Genomic DNA, 17,642 nt, shown 5'->3' on the forward strand with positions numbered 1-17,642 from the left:
TTATTGTTAATCTAAGGTTATTGATAATCGATGGCACATATATATAAATTGAAAACATTTGCAGATCCAAGAGGTAATCTAACTGTAATAGAGAAAGAAATTCCATTTCCTATTATGCGTATTTTCTATATATATGGAGTTGATGACTCTGTTAGAGGAAAACATCGTCATCATAAGACTGAACAGTTTCTAGTAGCATTACAAGGATCGTGTAAAATCGTTAGTTGTTCTGGTGATTATATGTGCGATGAAGAATACCTACTAAATGATCCTTCTCATGGTCTTTTTTTGGCACCAGGTGATTGGCATTATATGATGGAGTTTAGTCGGGATTGTATTCTCCAGGTTTTTGCTTCTTCCTATTTTGACCATGAAGATTATATATATGAGCCTTATAAAAAATGATCGAATACGAGAACCTTGCACTACTAAATAAGCCATTCAAAAAAGACTATATTAAGGTTGCTAAAGCAATTATTGATAAAGGTTGGTTTGTTTTAGGTGAGAATGTTCAATTGTTTGAAAAAGAATTTGCTGAATATTGTGGGACTTCTGATTGTATTGGCGTAGCTTCTGGTCTGGATGCTTTAATTCTTTCTCTTAATGCTCTAGACCTTCCTAAAGGTAGTGAGGTTCTTGTTCCCTCAAATACATATATAGCCACTATTTTGGCAATAATTCACAATGGTTTTATTCCTGTGTTGGTAGAGCCAGATATAAATACATATAATATTGATCCAAATAAAATCGAAGAGAAAATAACTAATAAAACTAAAGCAATAATTGTTGTTCATCTTTATGGTAAATTGTGCCAAATGGATAAAATAGTTTCTATAACTAGTAGGCACAATCTGTTTTTAATAGAGGATTGTGCTCAGGCGCATGGTGCTATGTTTAAAAGGCAGAAAGCCGGCACTTTTGGAATCTTTGGTGCTTTTAGTTTTTATCCTACTAAAAATCTTGGTGCACTTGGTGATGGAGGAGCAATACTTACTAATAATAAACAATATGCCGAAAAACTAAGATATTTGAGAAATTATGGGTCAAAAAGTAAATATTATAATGAGTATATTGGTTTTAATTCTAGATTAGATGAATTACAGGCTGCTTTTTTGCGAATCAAACTTAAGAAGCTTGATGTTATTAATGAACATAAGAGAAACTTAGCTAATTTATATAATATTGGTCTTAATAATGAGTTAATTGTTAAACCTAAAAGTGATGAAGTTTTTTTTGATGTATATCATATTTATGCTATTAGAAATAGTAACAGGTCTGAATTAAGAGATTATTTATTTGATAATGGGATTAAGACTGAGATTCACTATCCTGTTGCACCACATAGACAAAAAGCTATGCAGAACTTGTTTAGCGAGGAGTTTTTGATTTCTGATGAAATTCATAATTCAATTTTGAGTTTGCCTATATCTTATTTTCATAAATTTGAAGATATTATAAAGATAATAGATGTAATTAATAGATGGGGTAATTAATTTATGAAAATTAGTATATGCATTCCAGTTTATAATGGTTCCGAAACGATTGTCCAACTTGTCGCAGAGGTTATTGATAGGCTTGGAAGTGATTTATTTGAGATTATTCTAGTAAATGATGGCAGTAAAGATAATAGTGAATTTGTTTGTACCCAATTGGCTAATTCAAATAAGTTAGTTAAATTTATTTCTTTGAGAAAAAACTTCGGAGAACATAATGCTGTTATGTGCGCTTTAAATTATGTTGCGGGTGATTGTGCAGTAATTATAGATGATGATTTTCAGAATCCGCCTGATGAGATCATGAAGCTAGTAATTGAAGCCAGTAACGGTTATGATGTTGTTTATTCATATTATGAGAAAAAGAAACATCACTGGTTTAGAAATCTAGGTAGTGCTTTTAATGATTACGTTGCGACTCAGTTAATAGGTAAGCCAAGAGATTTGTATTTGTCTAGCTTCAAGCTTATATCAAGAGATGTTGTTACTGAGATTATTAAATATAAGGGACCATTTCCTTATATAGATGGTTTGTTACTTAGAGCAACAAATAATATTGGGAAAGTGATGGTAAATCATTTTTCTCGTAGAGAGGGTGTTTCTAATTATACTTTAAGCAAATTGGCTTCATTATGGCTGAATATGTTTATTAATTTTTCTATCAAACCTCTAAGATTGTTTATTGGATTCGGAATGTTAGTTGCGTTATTAAGTTTTATTTTGCTAGTTAATGTGGTTTTTGAAAAGATACAAAATCCAGGAATGCCTTTAGGGTGGGCGTCCACAACTGTTTTAATTCTGTTCTTTTCAGGTGTTCAAATCGTATTTATGGGTTTGATAGGAGAGTACATCGGGAAATCCTATTTGGATCAAAATAATACGCCTCAGTGGGTCATTAAGAATAAGATTAACTGTGCTGAATAATATAATGATAATAAAATTTAATAAAAAACATATTACTGAACTTTTCGCAATGGTTATAGGTTATCCACTAATGATGGGGAGTATTTTTATTGGAAACCGTTTCATGACCGAAGTAATTCCTCCTCATACAATGGGCATGCTTGGATTAGCACAAACAGCGGGTATCATTGCTGGAATATGGCCTAGTGGTTTAGCGTATACATTGGGTAGGTATTTTATTTTATTCAAGAGCCGAAATAAATTAGGGGAATTTGTTGCCTATATTAATAGGTGCTTAATGAAATGGTCAGTTGCAATTGTTGCTATAGCAATAGTGGCTTGTTTGTTTGATTTGTTTGGTATTACGCATCATTGGGGGCTACTCATAGCGCTAGGTCTCTTAAGTTCAATTCCTGGGGCAACTTATTCTTTGTTATCAACCTGCCATAATACAGAAAGGCGACGCTTTCTTGTAAGTATTCACATGTTTTTATTTAGCGGTTTAAGACCATTTGTTGCAGGATTGATGGGGCTTGTTTTACTTAGGACAGAAACTATTTTGATAGGCTATTTTGTTTGGTCATTTCTGGTAACATATTCATTGTGGTATTTTTTCAATAAAAAACACAATCATGAATTGAAAGCGTCAGAATTATTACATATAGACGAAAAGTCTGAGTTAAACAAATACACTCGGTCAATGTATTCCTTTCAAGTGGTCAATAATCTTCAGCCTTTTTTAGAGCGTTGGGTTTTGGGTATATTTAGTCCTGTTTACGTTGGTCTTTACATGATGGTTTATGGTTTGTCTTCATTAGCCACTCAGATCGTTTCTTCAACAATAAATATGTTTTTGTATCCAATTTTGTTTCCAAAAGCCGATAAAATCAATTCTAAAGATGATTTTTATTCTCTCTTGAAATTATATATATTGAATATATTCTTACTTATTGTATTATTCGCATTAATGCTGCTGTTCTGTATGTATTTTAAGGATTTTTTAATAAATTGCTTGTTTTCTTCAAAATATCAAGAGGTGAAAGACTATTTTATGATAATCCTTTTAAGTCAAATTTTATTGCAGATATCTATTGTTGGTTTTTCTTCAATTGGCCAAGCATTAAAGAATATGAAAGTATTTGTAGTTATTAGATTCCTATCAATTGTTATTTATATTCCTTTAGGGTTTCTTTTAACAAAAACAAATGGTTTATTAGGTTTTTCCTGGTCGATTCTCGTCGGACAACTACTTCTATTTGTTTTTTCTTTATTTGCAGTAATTGCCATTTGTATAAAACATTCCAAAAGAAATTACAATCAACACGAAATGATAGCTGATGCTGTGGTTTGAAAGTTTGAAGTGCTTTTATTGACAATAAATTTAAGGAGTGATATTAATTAACACTATGCAAATAAATGATTTAAAAGATAAAGTTACTATTGGAATAATTGGAGCTGGTGCTATTGTTGATATGATGCACTTGCCGGTTCTTGTCAATATGAAAGAGATAAGTATTAAATGGATTTGCGACAAAAATATAGAAAAAGCCATTCATTTAGCTAATAAATTTAGTATTGAAAAATCAACATCGATTATTGAAGAATGTGCTGATGTTGATATTGTACTAATAGCTATTCCTGTAGGCTATCGTAAAGAAGTATTTGAATATGTTTGTAACCGTGGTTGGAATGTGTTGGTAGAGAAGCCGTTGGCGATAAACTATGAAGAGCATAAATATTTTTCTGTGCTTATGCGCGAGAAAAAAGTATTAGTGTCCGTTGGGCTAATGCGGAGGTTTTATCGAAATGTATTATTTATGAAGTTTATAATTGACTCAAACATCTATGGATCATTGTGTAGAGTTAAGGCTTCAGAAGGTGCTAAAATGCGAGGTAGTCAGCGCGGCGGCGATTGGTATTTCTCTGATAGAAATGCCTCTGGTGGCGGTGTTTTAATCGAAACTGGGAGCCACTTAGTTGATCAAGTGCTATACATAACTAATGCTAATAGTTTTGAATTAATTGATTATAAACAGTCAGTATTTGGCGAAATAGAATATGAAGCTATAGCAAGTTCATATTTAATTGCTGGGAAACAAGAAAAACAAATTAAGTTTGATTTAATAATATCAAAGCTACAAGATGTTTATCCTGGAATTGTCTTTTCTTTTGATAAAGCAAAAATACATTTGCAATTATCTCCATCTGATTTTGTTGATGTTTACAGTAATGATAATGTTCAAATTGGACGTCTAACTAATAATAATATAGATGGAGCCGTTAATTCTTATCAGGCTTTTTATCTAGAATGGAGGGATTTTGTTAAATCTTTCCATTCTAGTACCAAATCTGTGTTGGATATTGATTCTTGTCTATTAAGTACTAAGTTTATTGATGATTGCTATTCTTTTAAGGGAGTTAATTTATGAAGGTTGCAGTAACAGGAGCTGGAGGGCAGATTGGCTCTATAATTATAGAGGAAATTGGGAAGGTGGCTGAGCTAACTCCAGTAGCTATTTTTAGAAACAGAATTGGATCTGCTTTATATGAAAGTAATAATTTTGATTCTCGTATAGTTGATTTAGAAAATTTACAGGATTGTATTGATAAGCTAAGCGATTGTGAAGCGGTGATTAATTGTGCTATAGCATCAGGTACCTATAAAGAAGCTAGATTGACTAATGTTTCGATGGTAAAAAACTTATTAAAACTACCAAATTTGAAATATTTTATGCATTTAAGTACTGTAGCTGTTTATGGTGACGCTTTTATTGTTAATGGATTAAATACTTACGATGACCCTCGTCCTAACAGAAGTTATGGGAAAGAAAAATTACACGTAGAAACAGAAATAATAAAGAATGTTAGCAATAAGACTAGTTTTTATATTTTAAGACTAGGGCATGTTTATGGATGTGAAATGGCGTTTTCCAAGGCAATATTAAGTTTTTTAACGGATAAAAATTTCCGTATACCTTATCAGGGTGAAAAATTATCTAATACTGTTTATGTAGGTAATATCGCCAGTGGAATAATCAACTTATTAAAAGATTCAATTCCTTCGGGTATTTATAATTTATCGGATAATCCTCATTTAACCTGGGCTGAAATTTTTAGTTGGCATTGTACTGCTACTGGTTTACCGATGCCTAAGGCAATTGATACCAATGAGGCAGACAGAATTAACATGAATTATCGGAATTATTATAAAAAATCATTAGCTAGTTCAGTATTTATGGATTTTTCAAAATGGATAGGTTCTCTTCCTTATTTGAATTTGCTTAAATCTGATTCATTTCAAAGAATAGCTTATTTTTCGTTAATTATTATGCCTGATTTTTTTGAGAAATGGGTTAGGAAAAGATACGCTAAATGGTCAGCTCAAAAAAGCGTTTCATTATTGTCTTTGAATAAAACCATAACATCGCCTTTTTGGTTATTTTCAGATTCTATGCCAGGAAAATATTTATTAAATTTCACTAATAATTTTGATAGTAATGCTATTACTGTAAAGATGAAAAAATGGTATGAAAACTATAAAAATTTTTAAATTTTTATTTAACCTATTGATTTGAAAAGATGTTGTGACTTTTATTGTGTTTGTATTCTGTTTCTAGGTATCCAATGGTCAACTGGGATAATATAATATTATATTATCTAATAAATATCGGGATAATGCAGTGAAATGTTAATTTACTCTATATTAACTTGTTTTTTTTTATTTGTTATTTGTTTGTTCCTTGTTCGGTATAATTTTTTTCTAATCGCGTTTAATTGTTTTTATTTTTTTCTTTTATTATCTAGACTTTTATATATTAAATATGTAAATGATATAAATGAACTTGGTCATAGCTTATTAATGGATCCTGTTGTTAAGATCGCCTCTCTTGATCAAACTATTTATATTATAAATATTCTTTCACTCATAATTATTTTACTAATTGTTTTGTTTAGAAAAAGAATAAAAGCTACATTTAAGTCACGAGATTCTTTTGCATTACTGAAAAATAAGGGTATTGTTATTTATATTGTGATATTATTCTATTCGCTAATATCTTTTTGTATTTTTTTTGATTTTATTCAGGGTAATAATTTATTTTTGTTTGCATATAATGATGCTTTTAATACTTCGATTTTTTTTATAGTTAATATATTCCCTTATTATAATTTTATTATTCCATTATCAGTTTTAGTTGTCCTATATTTAAGCAAAGGTGGTATTTCTGGGGTTCTGTCGCTTTATATATTTTTTGTAACGGCGATGTCCTTTTGTGGAGGAGTTTTATCTGGGTCTAAATCTATGATGATTGGACCGCTTATGGTTCTATATATGTATCTTTTTAAAGGTAGAAGTGTTTTTCGTAAATTATTCTTCTTTTGTTTGCTGGTTTCTTGTATGTATTTTACTTTAAATCGAGGAAATGTAGTTACATTAGCAAAGTCTGAAATATCTAAAACAGCAAAACAGATGGATTTTTCTATAGTACCTTTGGTGGATTTGAGCTCTTATCAGTTATTTACTATATTATATGACTATGATGAGCTAAAAGCATCAAGCCAACAAATCGCAAATCAATATCTGTATGCTCTGATTCCTAGTCCAGTTTCTCGTGCCTTTAACCTTGATTATACTGGCGATGCTGTGATTTATGCTAAACATTATTCAAGCGTAGGCGGGCTTAACTTTATAGCTTCATTAATTTGGGCATTTTCTCGTGCTGGTATGTTTTTTGTATTTTTTTTATTTATGCTGGATTTACTAATGATTGATTTTATTAGAAATCGAGTATTTGTTGGTAAGTCTGCAATGCAGCTATTGCAAATGGTTCTTGTGATTTTTCTTTTTATTAGTTATGGTTATGGAGTTACTGTCATAGTGAAGATTTTATTTATTACCAATATGGTTGCTCTACTGTTACTATTTGTGAAAGATTATAACAAGATGATTTATTATTCTAAGAATAAAGGGATACTATAGTGACATTATATTTGACGATAGAAAATAAAATTATTACTTCTACAATTTGCCAAAATCTATATAAAACTGAGTTGAATAATTATATAATAATTAGTACGCAAAAAAATCTTGATTTAAAAATAGATGATAGGTTTTTTTTTCATAAATGCAAAGGTATTGTGATTGAAGAAAGTAAAGATTTTGTTTTAATTCATAATGACCCATTCAATTCAATACCTTTATATGTTTATCAAGATCGCAAATCAAATTCTTTAATTGTAAGCTCAAGTATTAAAAAAATAGTTGATATTTATAGTTCTGTTTTAACTATAGATATTGTAGGATTATGGGAAGCAATTGTTTTAGGTAATTGTATAAATAAGAGAACCATTTATAACGAGATATTATCGATGCCATCTGCGTCATTTCTAAATATTAGTAAAGAAAATGTTTTTGAAATTGAGCGTTATTGGGACTATTCCATCATGGAGGACCAAAATATTGCTGATAGCCAATCAATTACGGAAACTCTATATAACAAATTAGATCAAGTATTTAATAAACTCGATAAAAGTTGTGAATATATTATGGGCTTAAGTGGTGGGTTAGATAGTCGTATTACGTTAGCTATGTTGCAAGGAAAAATTCGCAAAGAAAACCTTAAGTTGTTTACTTTTGGTTATGATGACAGGATTTATGAATATAAGTATGCATCTGCTGTTGCAAAAAATTTAAATTACAATGTCCCAGAATTTTATTATTTAAATCATAAGATATACTCTGAATTTATGAATGAATTTATTGCACAATCAGGTGGCAGCATAGGTTTTCAGCATTCTCATATATACACTTATTTGAGCACTGCAAACATTAAAAGTAATTCCTGTTTTATTTCAAATTATTATTCTGATGCTACTTTTGGTTATTCGGCAAAATACCAGAAAAAGATTGATGATACTCTGGAAAATTCAGATATTTATAATAAAATTATAAAATTATCCATAGAAAGCAGCATTAGAAATGGGATTTTGAATGATCTTAATGAAATTGCCAAAATGTATTCAATTGAATTTAACTATTCTTCTTTTGATGAATACTTTTATGTTACTGAAAGGAATCCTAAGTTTCATATGGTACTCTCAGAGATATATCGATATTTTTTGCCCGTTGAATGTCCCTACGCTGATTTTGAGTTGTTAACGCTGATGATATCTATACCATTGAAGTTTCGTCACGATAAAATAATGGTCGATCAAATTTTATTGAAATATTTTGATCAAGGGCTTTCTAATATAGGTGATGTTTCAAGTAGAAATTGGAATGGCGTTGATATGGGTGTTTTTAAGAATTATAGATTTCACATGTTAAATCGGATTAATTCTGTTTTGAGAGTAATTACTCGGGGTTATATTCAAATCTTTAATCCTTTTCAAACCGAGGTTTTTGAAAGAATATTTTTTTTGAATTTTAAGAAAGATTTTTTCGGTGCGATTAACCTTTTTGCAAATTTAAAAATTATTGATAAAAATCTAAAAAAATGGTATTTTAAGACGCCTTTGCGCTCAGGCCAAGGGATTAGTGAAAGATATCAGATTTTATCTTTATACTTCTATTTAAAGGATACCATTAAGCATGGTTTTATTAAGCATATGCATACCTAGTTATAATAGGCCTGATGAGTTAATCCGGTTATTAAGCAGTATCGATTATTTTATTGATGATATTGAAATAGTTATTTGTGAGGATAAAAGTCCTAGAGGAGCAGAGGTTTCAAAAGTAGTTGAATGTTTTAAAAAAAACAGTTCTTTAGTTATTCATTATTATTCCAATCCGGTAAATTTAGGATACGATAAAAATCTTCAAGAATTAATATCAAAAGCTAATGGTAAATATATTACTCTAATGGGGGACGACGACTATTTTGTTTCCGGAGCTATTTTAGATTTAATCTCTTTTTTAAAGAATAATCCTGAATTAGGATATGTTTTAAGATCCTATCAATTAAAAAGTCCAAATGGTATTGAGCAGTTCCGTTATTATGACTCAACAATATTCTTTGAGCCAGGATATGATAGTATGATACAGCAGTATCGAAAAAATGTATTTATATCAGGGTTTACAATACTTAGAGAACCTGCTTTGCAATGTCACACTGATATCTTTGACGGAACCTTATTGTATCAATTGTATATAGCGGCTGAAACTGCGTTAAAGTATAAAACTGCATATTACGATCGAATACTTACGGAGCAATGTGAAGGCGGGAAACCATTTTTTGGTAATGCTGAGGCTGAAAAGGATTTATATACACCAGAAACTATAACAATGAACAATTCTGTAAATTTTATGAAGGGTTTTTTTAAGATAACAGATTTTTTGGATCAGAAATACGGATTTAACTCTAGTAATTATTTTAAAAAAGATTGTTCTAAGTATTCTTATCCTATTCTTTCAATACAGAAAGATAATAAACAGACAGATTTTAATCTCTACATTAAAGAATTAATTAACCTGGGATTTGATTGTACCTGGTATTTTCATTTATATGTATTAGGGTTGAAAATGCTAGGAAAAAGAAATTGTGATTATATAATTTTTATTATCAAAAAAATTCTTGGAAAAACACCGGTTTTATAATGAAAATTCTTGTTGTTGGTGATTTCCATTCAGATATTCACGAGCAAGCATTTTTTAATGCTTTTCTAGCTTTAGGCATGGATACTTCTAAATTTTCATGGGTGGATTTTTATAAGGGTTATCACTTGGCTGGAGTTACCTTAAATACTTTTTTGGATAAATTTCTATTTTTATATTATAGATTTCAGAATAAATTTTTAATAGGGCCTGTATTAAATAATATTAATAAAAAATTATTGCAACAATGTGAAAAAATTAAGCCAGATTTTATTTTTGTATATAAAGGCATTCCAATTTTCCCATCCACTTTGCAGAAAATTAAGAAAAAAAATATTTTAATTTTTGCTTATAATAATGATGACCCTTTTGGAGCTGGTTATCCTTTTTATGTGTGGCGGCATTACTTGGCAGGACTACCGTTTTATGATTATATTTTCTCCTATAGACAAAAGAATATTAATGATTATAAAAATTTAGGATATACCAATGTCGACTTGCTTCGGTCTTATTTTATTGAGTCGAAAAATTATCCAATTACAGATTATAAAGGATCTAGGTCTCTTGCTGATGTGTCTTTTATTGGACATTATGAAAATGATGGAAGAGATGAAGTTATTAAATATTTATTGGATAATGGTATAAATTTAACACTAAATGGTCCTGAATGGCATAGGTCTAAGTATTATGAATACTTTTCTTCCAGGTGTGGTAATATTGAGGCAATTAGAGGTGAGCAGTATAATATTGCTCTTAATAGTACGAAAATATGTCTAGTTTTTTTATCAAAATTAAACAATGATACTTATACTCGGAGATGCTTTGAAATACCTGCGGCTAAATCATTCATGTTATGTCAATATTCTGATGATATTAGTAATGTTTTTCAGGAGAAAAGGGATGCTGAGTTTTTTAGAAGTAAAGAAGAACTACTTGAGAAGATATTGTTTTATTTAAAAAATGATGAAATTAGAGATTGTATTGCAGCTTCAGGTTATAATCGTTTGTTAAAGGATCAACACGAAGTGAAAGATAGAGCAAATACGGTAATAAGTACATATGAAAAGTTGGTTTTAGAAGGTAGGTCATAATGGCTAGAGTGTTACAAATATCAGCTTCATATTATCCGGCGCTTAAAATTGGAGGGCCAATAACGGCCGTACACAATTTAAACAAGATATTAGTTCAGAAAGGGTTAGATTTAACCGTCTACACTACAAATGCACATATTGATGGACCTATCACTTTGAATAATCAAACTTCTGTAGATGGTGTTAATGTTACATATTTTGATTTTAGTACTGCTTTAGATTTTATGGGTAATACAGGTTGGCAATATTCACCATCATTGAAAAAGGCCCTAATCGAAAATATAGCAAAATATGATGTTATTCATATTATAGGATTGTGGAGTTACCCCCCTCTAATAGCCTTGAGACTCGCGAATAAATATAAAATACCTGTAATTATTTCAGCACATGGGTCATTAAAACCTGAACACTTTGCAACCAAGCATTTCAAGAAAAGTATTTATTACAATATGCTTCTGAAAAAACAGTTTAAAAAAACTGTTTTCATGCAGTATTTTACGCAAGATGAAGCGCTAGATACCCAGTCGTTTTTTAAATTAAATTCAAAATATATTGTAATTCCTAATGGGATTAATATTTTACCGGAAAATGAGCAGATAGTTAATCAACATACAGGATATATAAATCTATTATATTTAGGTCGAATTCATCCCGTTAAGGGGATTGAGTTTCTTGTTGCAGTACTCGATGGATTAAAAAGAATAAATATAAATGTAAAGTTAAAAATCGTTGGTACTGGCGACACAGAATATTTAAATTCTCTTAAATTATTAGTTGTTGAATCAGACTTGACTGATAGAATTGAGTTTTTAGGTTTTTTTGATGGAGAAAAGAAAGATCGTATTTTGAAAAACAGTAATGTATTTGTTTTACCTTCTTATAATGAAGCTTTTAGCATGAGTATTCTTGAGGCTATGTCATATAAATTGCCTGTGATAATATCAGATAAATGCTATTTTCCTGAGGTTGAGAAAAACAATGCTGGCGTTGTTCTTCATCATGATGTTGGGTTATGGTTAAAGGCTATTGAATTGATAGTGAATGATCCGGAAGCGTTTAATAAAATGAGTAGTGATGCTTATGTTTTTGTGAAAAATAATTATGATATTCATCAGATTTCATTGAAATATCTTGAATGTTTTAATTATTTAGCTAGTAATTAACCTGTATACTTATAAGCTCGTCGGTTTTTTTATAGATAATAAAAAAATAAAAAGTTAAGGTGGATACCTTATGCTATATAGCAAATTAATGAAAGTTTTAATTAAAATAAAGCTTGATTCTATTGCTTGGTCAATCCGAAGGCTTTATTGTCCTGTTGATAAGAACGCATTGGTTCTTGAAGTAGGAAGTGGTGGGAATCCATATTTTAGATCAAATATATTATGCGATGCATATATTGATACAAGAGAACGCCATTTTGCTAAATTAATACATGATAGGCCAACAGTTTTGGCTTATGTAGAAGATTTGCCTTTTAAAGACAATACTTTTGATTTTGTAATAGCATGTCATGTTTTAGAACATTCTAAAGATCCTGAAAAATTTTTAAATGAAATACAAAGAGTATCTAAGGCCGGTTATATTGAAGTGCCTGATGCATTTCTTGAGAGACTTACCTGTTATTTGGATCATAGGTTGGAGATTTCAGATATTAATAATGAACTAGTAATTACAAAGAAAACAGGTTATGTTCATGATGAAAATGTAAGAGAATTATTTCTCAATAAAGTTTCTATGGTGTTCCCTCAAATTGTTCGTAAATACCCTTTTAGTTTTCACGTTAGATATTATTGGAATAAAAATGAAGGTGGTATTAAATATAAGATAACAAATCCGGATTATAAATTTAATTGGGATTCGCCTCAAATACATAAAGAGGCTAAAAAAAATAAAATAAATATTCGATCTAGTCTAACTTCAATGTTTATTTTTCTATTAAGGCAATTTTTTTCTCAAAACAAAAGGAATAGGCATATCGATATAACACGATATTTGCACTGTTTAAGTTGTAAGTCTGATAAGTTTGAGTGGAATATGGAATTGATTTGTTTGAATTGTGGAAAAAAATATCCCATAATAGGTGAAAATATTATTAATTTTACTAATTAGTTAGTTTCATAAGGAGTTAAATATGTATAAGGAATATGGATGGAAATCTGGAGCAACTCATGCTCATGGGTTTATATTACCAGCTTTGTTAGAATTACTTAATAAAGAGAAAAATCGATCTATTTTAGACGTTGGTTGCGGAAATGGTTATCTTGCTAATTATTTAATTGATAAAGGGTTTAATGTATACGGGATCGATGCCTCTAGTGAAGGTATCTCTAATGCCCAAAAATCTAACCCTACGCGGTTTTTTAAGCAAGATATTAATAGTAAAATTTTGCCTGAGATGCTTGCTTCTCACACTTTTGATACAATCATATCTACTGAGGTAATAGAACATTTATATGACCCCAGAGGCTATATTGAATTCTGTAAAAGTATTTTAGCAACTAATGGCGAACTAATTATGTCAACTCCGTATCATGGATATTTTAAAAATTTAATTATGGCTCTTACTGGAACTTTCGATAGACATTTTACGGCGTTATGGGACGGAGGACATATCAAGTTTTGGTCTAAAAAGTCATTAATAGAATTATTGGGCGAGTTTGATTTTAAGGTAGTTGAATTTAAAGGCGTTGGTCGTTTTCCATACCTTTGGAAGACTATGTTTATTAAAGTGAAAATTTAATTATTATGTTATCCTTAACAATTTTAATAATTACCTATAATGAGGAAATCCATTTAGATCGTTGCTTGCAATCTGCAAAAAGCTTAACTGATGATATTGTTATTATTGATTCATATTCAACAGATCGCACATCGGAAATTGCCAGTGCTCATAATTGTTTTTTTATCCAGCATCAGTTTACCAGTCATGCTGATCAAATTAATTGGGCTTTAGAAAATGTAAAATTTGGAGGGGAATGGATTTTTCGTTTAGATGCTGATGAAATATTGACAAATGAATTAATCCTGGAGATTAAGGCGAAACTTCCTAGTCTCAATCAATCCATAACAAGTGCATTTTTGAAACGAAGAGTATACTTTATGGGGCGATGGATAAAGCATGGGGGCTACTATCCAACGTGGATACTCCGTGTATGGAGACGTGGACATGCTGTATGCGAGCAAAGATATATGGATGAACATATGCAGATATTAGACGGTTTAACTATTAAATTTAAATATGATTTCATTGATAATAATCTAAATGATCTTCATTGGTGGATTGATAAGCATAATAAATATGCGACAAAAGAAACGGTAGCAATTTTTGATGAACGTTATCAATTTACAAAGTTTCATTTAGTAACCGGAAAGTTATTCGGAACACAACTTCAACGGAAACGATGGATCAAAGAGAATGTTTATTCCAGAATTCCGAAGTTTGTCAGGCCATTTCTTTATTTTGTTTATAGATATTTTTTTAGGCTAGGATTTTTAGATGGAAAAGAGGGTCTAATATGGCATTTTTTACAAGGTTTCTGGTATAGGTTTCTTATTGATGCAAAGACGTACCAATTGGAAAAAGATGTTCAATTTGATTATGATAAATTAGAGAAATTTGTTAAAGACAGTCAGGGAAGTTCAGCATGAATGTCGATTTATCTTTGTTTGAAAATAGCTATTATAAACCTGGAAGATCCTCGAAGAGAGTTTGTTGGTACATTTTGAGCCATTTTTTCGTTAATACTTATATACCATTTCCTGCTACATTAAAGATTAATCTTTTAAGGTTGTTCGGAGCAAAAATTGGAAAAGGGACAGTAGTTAAGCCAGGCATAAATATTAAGTATCCTTGGTTTCTTACTATTGGTGATAATGTTTGGCTGGGCGAAAATGTCTGGATTGATAATTTAGCACAAGTAAGTATCGGTAGTAATGTTTGTTTATCTCAAGGATGTTATCTTTTAACTGGTAATCACGATTATAAAAAGATATCCTTTGATTTAATAGTAAAACCAATTGTAATAGAGGCTGGGAGCTGGGTTGGTGCAAAATCAATTGTATGTCCTGGTGTAGTTCTGGCAACAAATAGTATCATAACCGCAGGTAGTGTAATAACAAAAAGTACTTTATCAGATTACATATATCAAGGAAATCCCGCTATTCCTGTTAGGAAGAGGATCATCGAGTCTTGAAAATATCAATTATTACGGTCGTATATAATAATTATCAGACTATCGAACACACTATTCTGAGTGTTTTTGGGCAAACATACTCTGATATCGAATATATTGTTGTTGATGGCGGATCAACTGATGGTACATTAGATATAATTAATAAATACAAAGATAAAATTTCTGTGATTATTTCAGAAAAGGATGAGGGTATTTATGATGCTATGAATAAAGGAATTAAACTTGCAACAGGTATGGTTATCGGCACGCTTAATGCTGATGATATGTTTTATGACACAAATGTTTTAGTTGATGTTGCAAATGTTTTCGATGAAAATAAAGTCGTTTGTTGTTATGGAAATTTGATTTACGTCGATAGGGTAGATACCGAAAAAATCACAAGACGATGGATTTCCAGGCAGTTTGAAGAGGGCTTGTTTAGTAAAAGTTGGACTCCAGCTCATCCCACCTTTTATTGCAAACGAGAGATGTTTGAACGCTATGGTTATTATAGGTTAGATTTTGAAATAGCAGCAGATGTTGAATTGATGTATAGGTTTATTCAAAAGCATAGAATTACATCCAAGTATATACCTCGTATGATGGTAAAAATGCGCAATGCTGGGATCAGTAACCAAGGGTTGAAAAGCACAATTACTATAACGAGGGAAATGAAAAAGGCTATAGTTGAGAATGGTGGTCGGTTCAATTTGATTAAATATCTTTTTTATAAGGGATTTAAGATTATTCAGTTTATTAAGAGAAAATGATGAAAATATTTATTACAGGTGGCAGCGGATTTATTGGATCTCATATAATAGAAGCTTTTCTGAAAGATGGCTTTGATATAGTTTGCTATGCAAAAGATAAAGCTACTGAATTAAATTTATTATCTAGGGGTCTTAATGTCTGTACCGATATCGATGATATGCCAACTGTGGATGTATGTATTCATTTAGCTGCACGAGTACATAAGATGCATGAGAAAAAGTCTGTTGATTTATTATCTGATTATCGTAAAGTGAATGTCATGTTTTCTACTGAAGTTGCAAAAAAAGCGATTGAGTTAAAAGTTAAGAAGTTTATTTTTTTTAGTTCGGTTAAAGTCTACGGAAACCACGCTGGTACTTATTCGGAATTTAGCGAATTGTTACCTGATGATCCGTATGGTATTTCTAAATATGAAGCGGAGAAGGACCTTTCTGATATGTTTAAAGAGCAGCATACTTCGCAATTAATTGTACTGCGACTTCCTATGGTATATGGGGAAGGAAATAAGGGTAATATCCTAAGTCTACTTAACGCAGCAAGGTGTGGTCTATTTATGCCACTTTTAAATGCTAATAATAAAAGAAGTTTTGTATATGTTAAAAATATTGTTTCTGCTGTAAATCAGATTGTTGTTTTTTCTTTTTCAGAGAATATTGGAATTTACAATTTAACAGACTCGATTCCAATATCGACTAGGAATCTTTATGAAATTATATGTAAGGCCATGAATCGATCTGCACGATTATTTGCATTTCCTAAAATAATAGCAGTTGGTTTTAGCCTGCTATTTATAAAATTTCGAGATGTTTATAGCAGGCTATTTGATGAATATGTTTTTAGCGTTGAAAAATTTTGTGATGATTTCAATTGGAAACCTCCGTATAGTATAAATAATGGAATTGAGGCTACTGTATCTTGGTATATGAAAAAATAACAAATATTTATGGTTTTGTTCTTAGTAAAAAACAATTTATTATTAAATTGTCAAAATTTAATATGGTGGGAGTATTTAACACAATTATTACTTATTTAATTTATTCTTTGTTGGTTTTCATAGGTGTTAATTATGCTTGTGCTTTAGTTGTTGATTATGTCGTTGGAATGTGGATAAGTTTTAGTTTAAATAAAAAATTTACTTTTAAAGTGTCTGAGCCCACCAGCTTTAATATGATATTTAAAATGTTTTTTTCATGTTTTATTTTGTTTTTGTTGAATTTGTTTTTATTGTCGTTTTTTATTGAAATCATTAATTTTAATAAGTATTTTGCACAATTAATTGTTTTGATAATTGTTATGATTGTGAGTTATCTGTTCCAGCATTTATATGTATTTAAGAATAAAAATTTTGCTTAGCAGATTAAGAGAGGCATTTCGCTTCTTGCTTATTTAAAAATAGAATAAATCCAAGGATAAGCTGGAATGTCTAATCAACTAAATGACCAGATAATATCTGAAGTAATCAGTACAGGTGAAACATCGATACTAGAATTTAAAACAACTTTTAATAACTCAGCGATTGCAACCATTGTTGTTTGCTAACAATATTAAAGCGGTGATTGCTAAATTAAAAAAAGTAAATTTTATTCAACGTATAGGCTACTAGGAGATAATTAAATGT

The 17,642-nt window shown here is 30.2% G+C and carries 18 protein-coding genes; all 18 read left to right on the top strand.

Going from position 1 to position 17,642, the window contains the following annotated elements:
• Nucleotides 1-30: 30 nt before the first annotated feature.
• Nucleotides 31-405, top strand: a complete 375-nt coding sequence (locus tag DKM50_04735; protein ID PZM82054.1) for a WxcM-like domain-containing protein — start codon at nucleotides 31-33, stop codon at nucleotides 403-405.
• Nucleotides 402-1,493 carry an aminotransferase gene (locus DKM50_04740; protein PZM82055.1) on the top strand — a complete coding sequence of 364 codons (1,092 nt, stop codon included), beginning with the start codon at nucleotides 402-404 and terminating at the stop codon, nucleotides 1,491-1,493. Before DKM50_04735 ends, DKM50_04740 begins: the two co-directional genes overlap by 4 nt.
• Before the next feature lie 3 nt (nucleotides 1,494-1,496).
• Nucleotides 1,497-2,417, top strand: coding sequence for a glycosyltransferase (locus DKM50_04745; protein PZM82056.1), 921 nt, complete (start codon nucleotides 1,497-1,499; stop codon nucleotides 2,415-2,417).
• Entirely contained in the window at nucleotides 2,407-3,747 is a 1,341-nt protein-coding gene (locus DKM50_04750) for a hypothetical protein (protein ID PZM82057.1), read from the top strand. Before DKM50_04745 ends, DKM50_04750 begins: the two co-directional genes overlap by 11 nt.
• Before the next feature lie 55 nt (nucleotides 3,748-3,802).
• Nucleotides 3,803-4,825 carry a hypothetical protein gene (locus tag DKM50_04755; GenBank protein PZM82058.1) on the top strand — a complete coding sequence of 341 codons (1,023 nt, stop codon included), beginning with the start codon at nucleotides 3,803-3,805 and terminating at the stop codon, nucleotides 4,823-4,825.
• On the top strand, nucleotides 4,822-5,946 hold the full coding sequence (locus DKM50_04760; GenBank protein ID PZM82059.1) for a hypothetical protein: 1,125 nt from the start codon (nucleotides 4,822-4,824) through the stop codon (nucleotides 5,944-5,946). The genes DKM50_04755 and DKM50_04760 overlap by 4 nt, the downstream gene beginning before the upstream one ends.
• Before the next feature lie 135 nt (nucleotides 5,947-6,081).
• Nucleotides 6,082-7,374 (top strand): hypothetical protein, encoded by a 1,293-nt coding sequence (locus DKM50_04765; protein PZM82060.1) that lies wholly within the window; start codon nucleotides 6,082-6,084, stop codon nucleotides 7,372-7,374.
• Nucleotides 7,374-9,014: a hypothetical protein gene (locus tag DKM50_04770; protein ID PZM82061.1), complete on the top strand. Its 1,641-nt coding sequence runs from the start codon at nucleotides 7,374-7,376 to the stop codon at nucleotides 9,012-9,014. The genes DKM50_04765 and DKM50_04770 overlap by 1 nt, the downstream gene beginning before the upstream one ends.
• Entirely contained in the window at nucleotides 8,986-9,990 is a 1,005-nt protein-coding gene (locus DKM50_04775) for a hypothetical protein (GenBank protein PZM82062.1), read from the top strand. The genes DKM50_04770 and DKM50_04775 overlap by 29 nt, the downstream gene beginning before the upstream one ends.
• Complete coding sequence (locus DKM50_04780) at nucleotides 9,990-11,078, top strand: hypothetical protein (protein PZM82063.1); 1,089 nt, start codon at nucleotides 9,990-9,992, stop codon at nucleotides 11,076-11,078. Before DKM50_04775 ends, DKM50_04780 begins: the two co-directional genes overlap by 1 nt.
• The gene (locus DKM50_04785; GenBank protein PZM82064.1) at nucleotides 11,078-12,241 is read left to right on the top strand and encodes a hypothetical protein; all 1,164 of its coding nucleotides are present in this window, start codon (nucleotides 11,078-11,080) and stop codon (nucleotides 12,239-12,241) included. Before DKM50_04780 ends, DKM50_04785 begins: the two co-directional genes overlap by 1 nt.
• Before the next feature lie 70 nt (nucleotides 12,242-12,311).
• Entirely contained in the window at nucleotides 12,312-13,190 is an 879-nt protein-coding gene (locus tag DKM50_04790; GenBank protein ID PZM82065.1) for a hypothetical protein, read from the top strand.
• Nucleotides 13,191-13,212: 22 nt separating this feature from the next.
• Nucleotides 13,213-13,821 (top strand): methyltransferase, encoded by a 609-nt coding sequence (locus DKM50_04795; GenBank protein PZM82066.1) that lies wholly within the window; start codon nucleotides 13,213-13,215, stop codon nucleotides 13,819-13,821.
• A 5-nt stretch (nucleotides 13,822-13,826) separates the two neighbouring features.
• On the top strand, nucleotides 13,827-14,729 hold the full coding sequence (locus DKM50_04800; GenBank protein PZM82067.1) for a glycosyltransferase family 2 protein: 903 nt from the start codon (nucleotides 13,827-13,829) through the stop codon (nucleotides 14,727-14,729).
• Nucleotides 14,726-15,274, top strand: coding sequence for a colanic acid biosynthesis acetyltransferase WcaF (locus tag DKM50_04805; protein PZM82068.1), 549 nt, complete (start codon nucleotides 14,726-14,728; stop codon nucleotides 15,272-15,274). The genes DKM50_04800 and DKM50_04805 overlap by 4 nt, the downstream gene beginning before the upstream one ends.
• Nucleotides 15,271-16,023, top strand: coding sequence for a glycosyltransferase (locus DKM50_04810; GenBank protein PZM82069.1), 753 nt, complete (start codon nucleotides 15,271-15,273; stop codon nucleotides 16,021-16,023). Before DKM50_04805 ends, DKM50_04810 begins: the two co-directional genes overlap by 4 nt.
• A complete protein-coding gene (locus tag DKM50_04815; GenBank protein PZM82070.1) occupies nucleotides 16,020-16,958 on the top strand; it encodes a hypothetical protein in 939 nt (312 codons plus the stop codon). The genes DKM50_04810 and DKM50_04815 overlap by 4 nt, the downstream gene beginning before the upstream one ends.
• Nucleotides 16,940-17,377 (top strand): hypothetical protein, encoded by a 438-nt coding sequence (locus DKM50_04820; GenBank protein ID PZM82071.1) that lies wholly within the window; start codon nucleotides 16,940-16,942, stop codon nucleotides 17,375-17,377. The genes DKM50_04815 and DKM50_04820 overlap by 19 nt, the downstream gene beginning before the upstream one ends.
• Nucleotides 17,378-17,642: the final 265 nt, after the last annotated feature.

Source organism: Candidatus Margulisiibacteriota bacterium, assembly GCA_003242895.1.
Taxonomy (GTDB): Bacteria; Margulisbacteria; Riflemargulisbacteria; order GWF2-39-127; family GWF2-39-127; genus GWF2-39-127.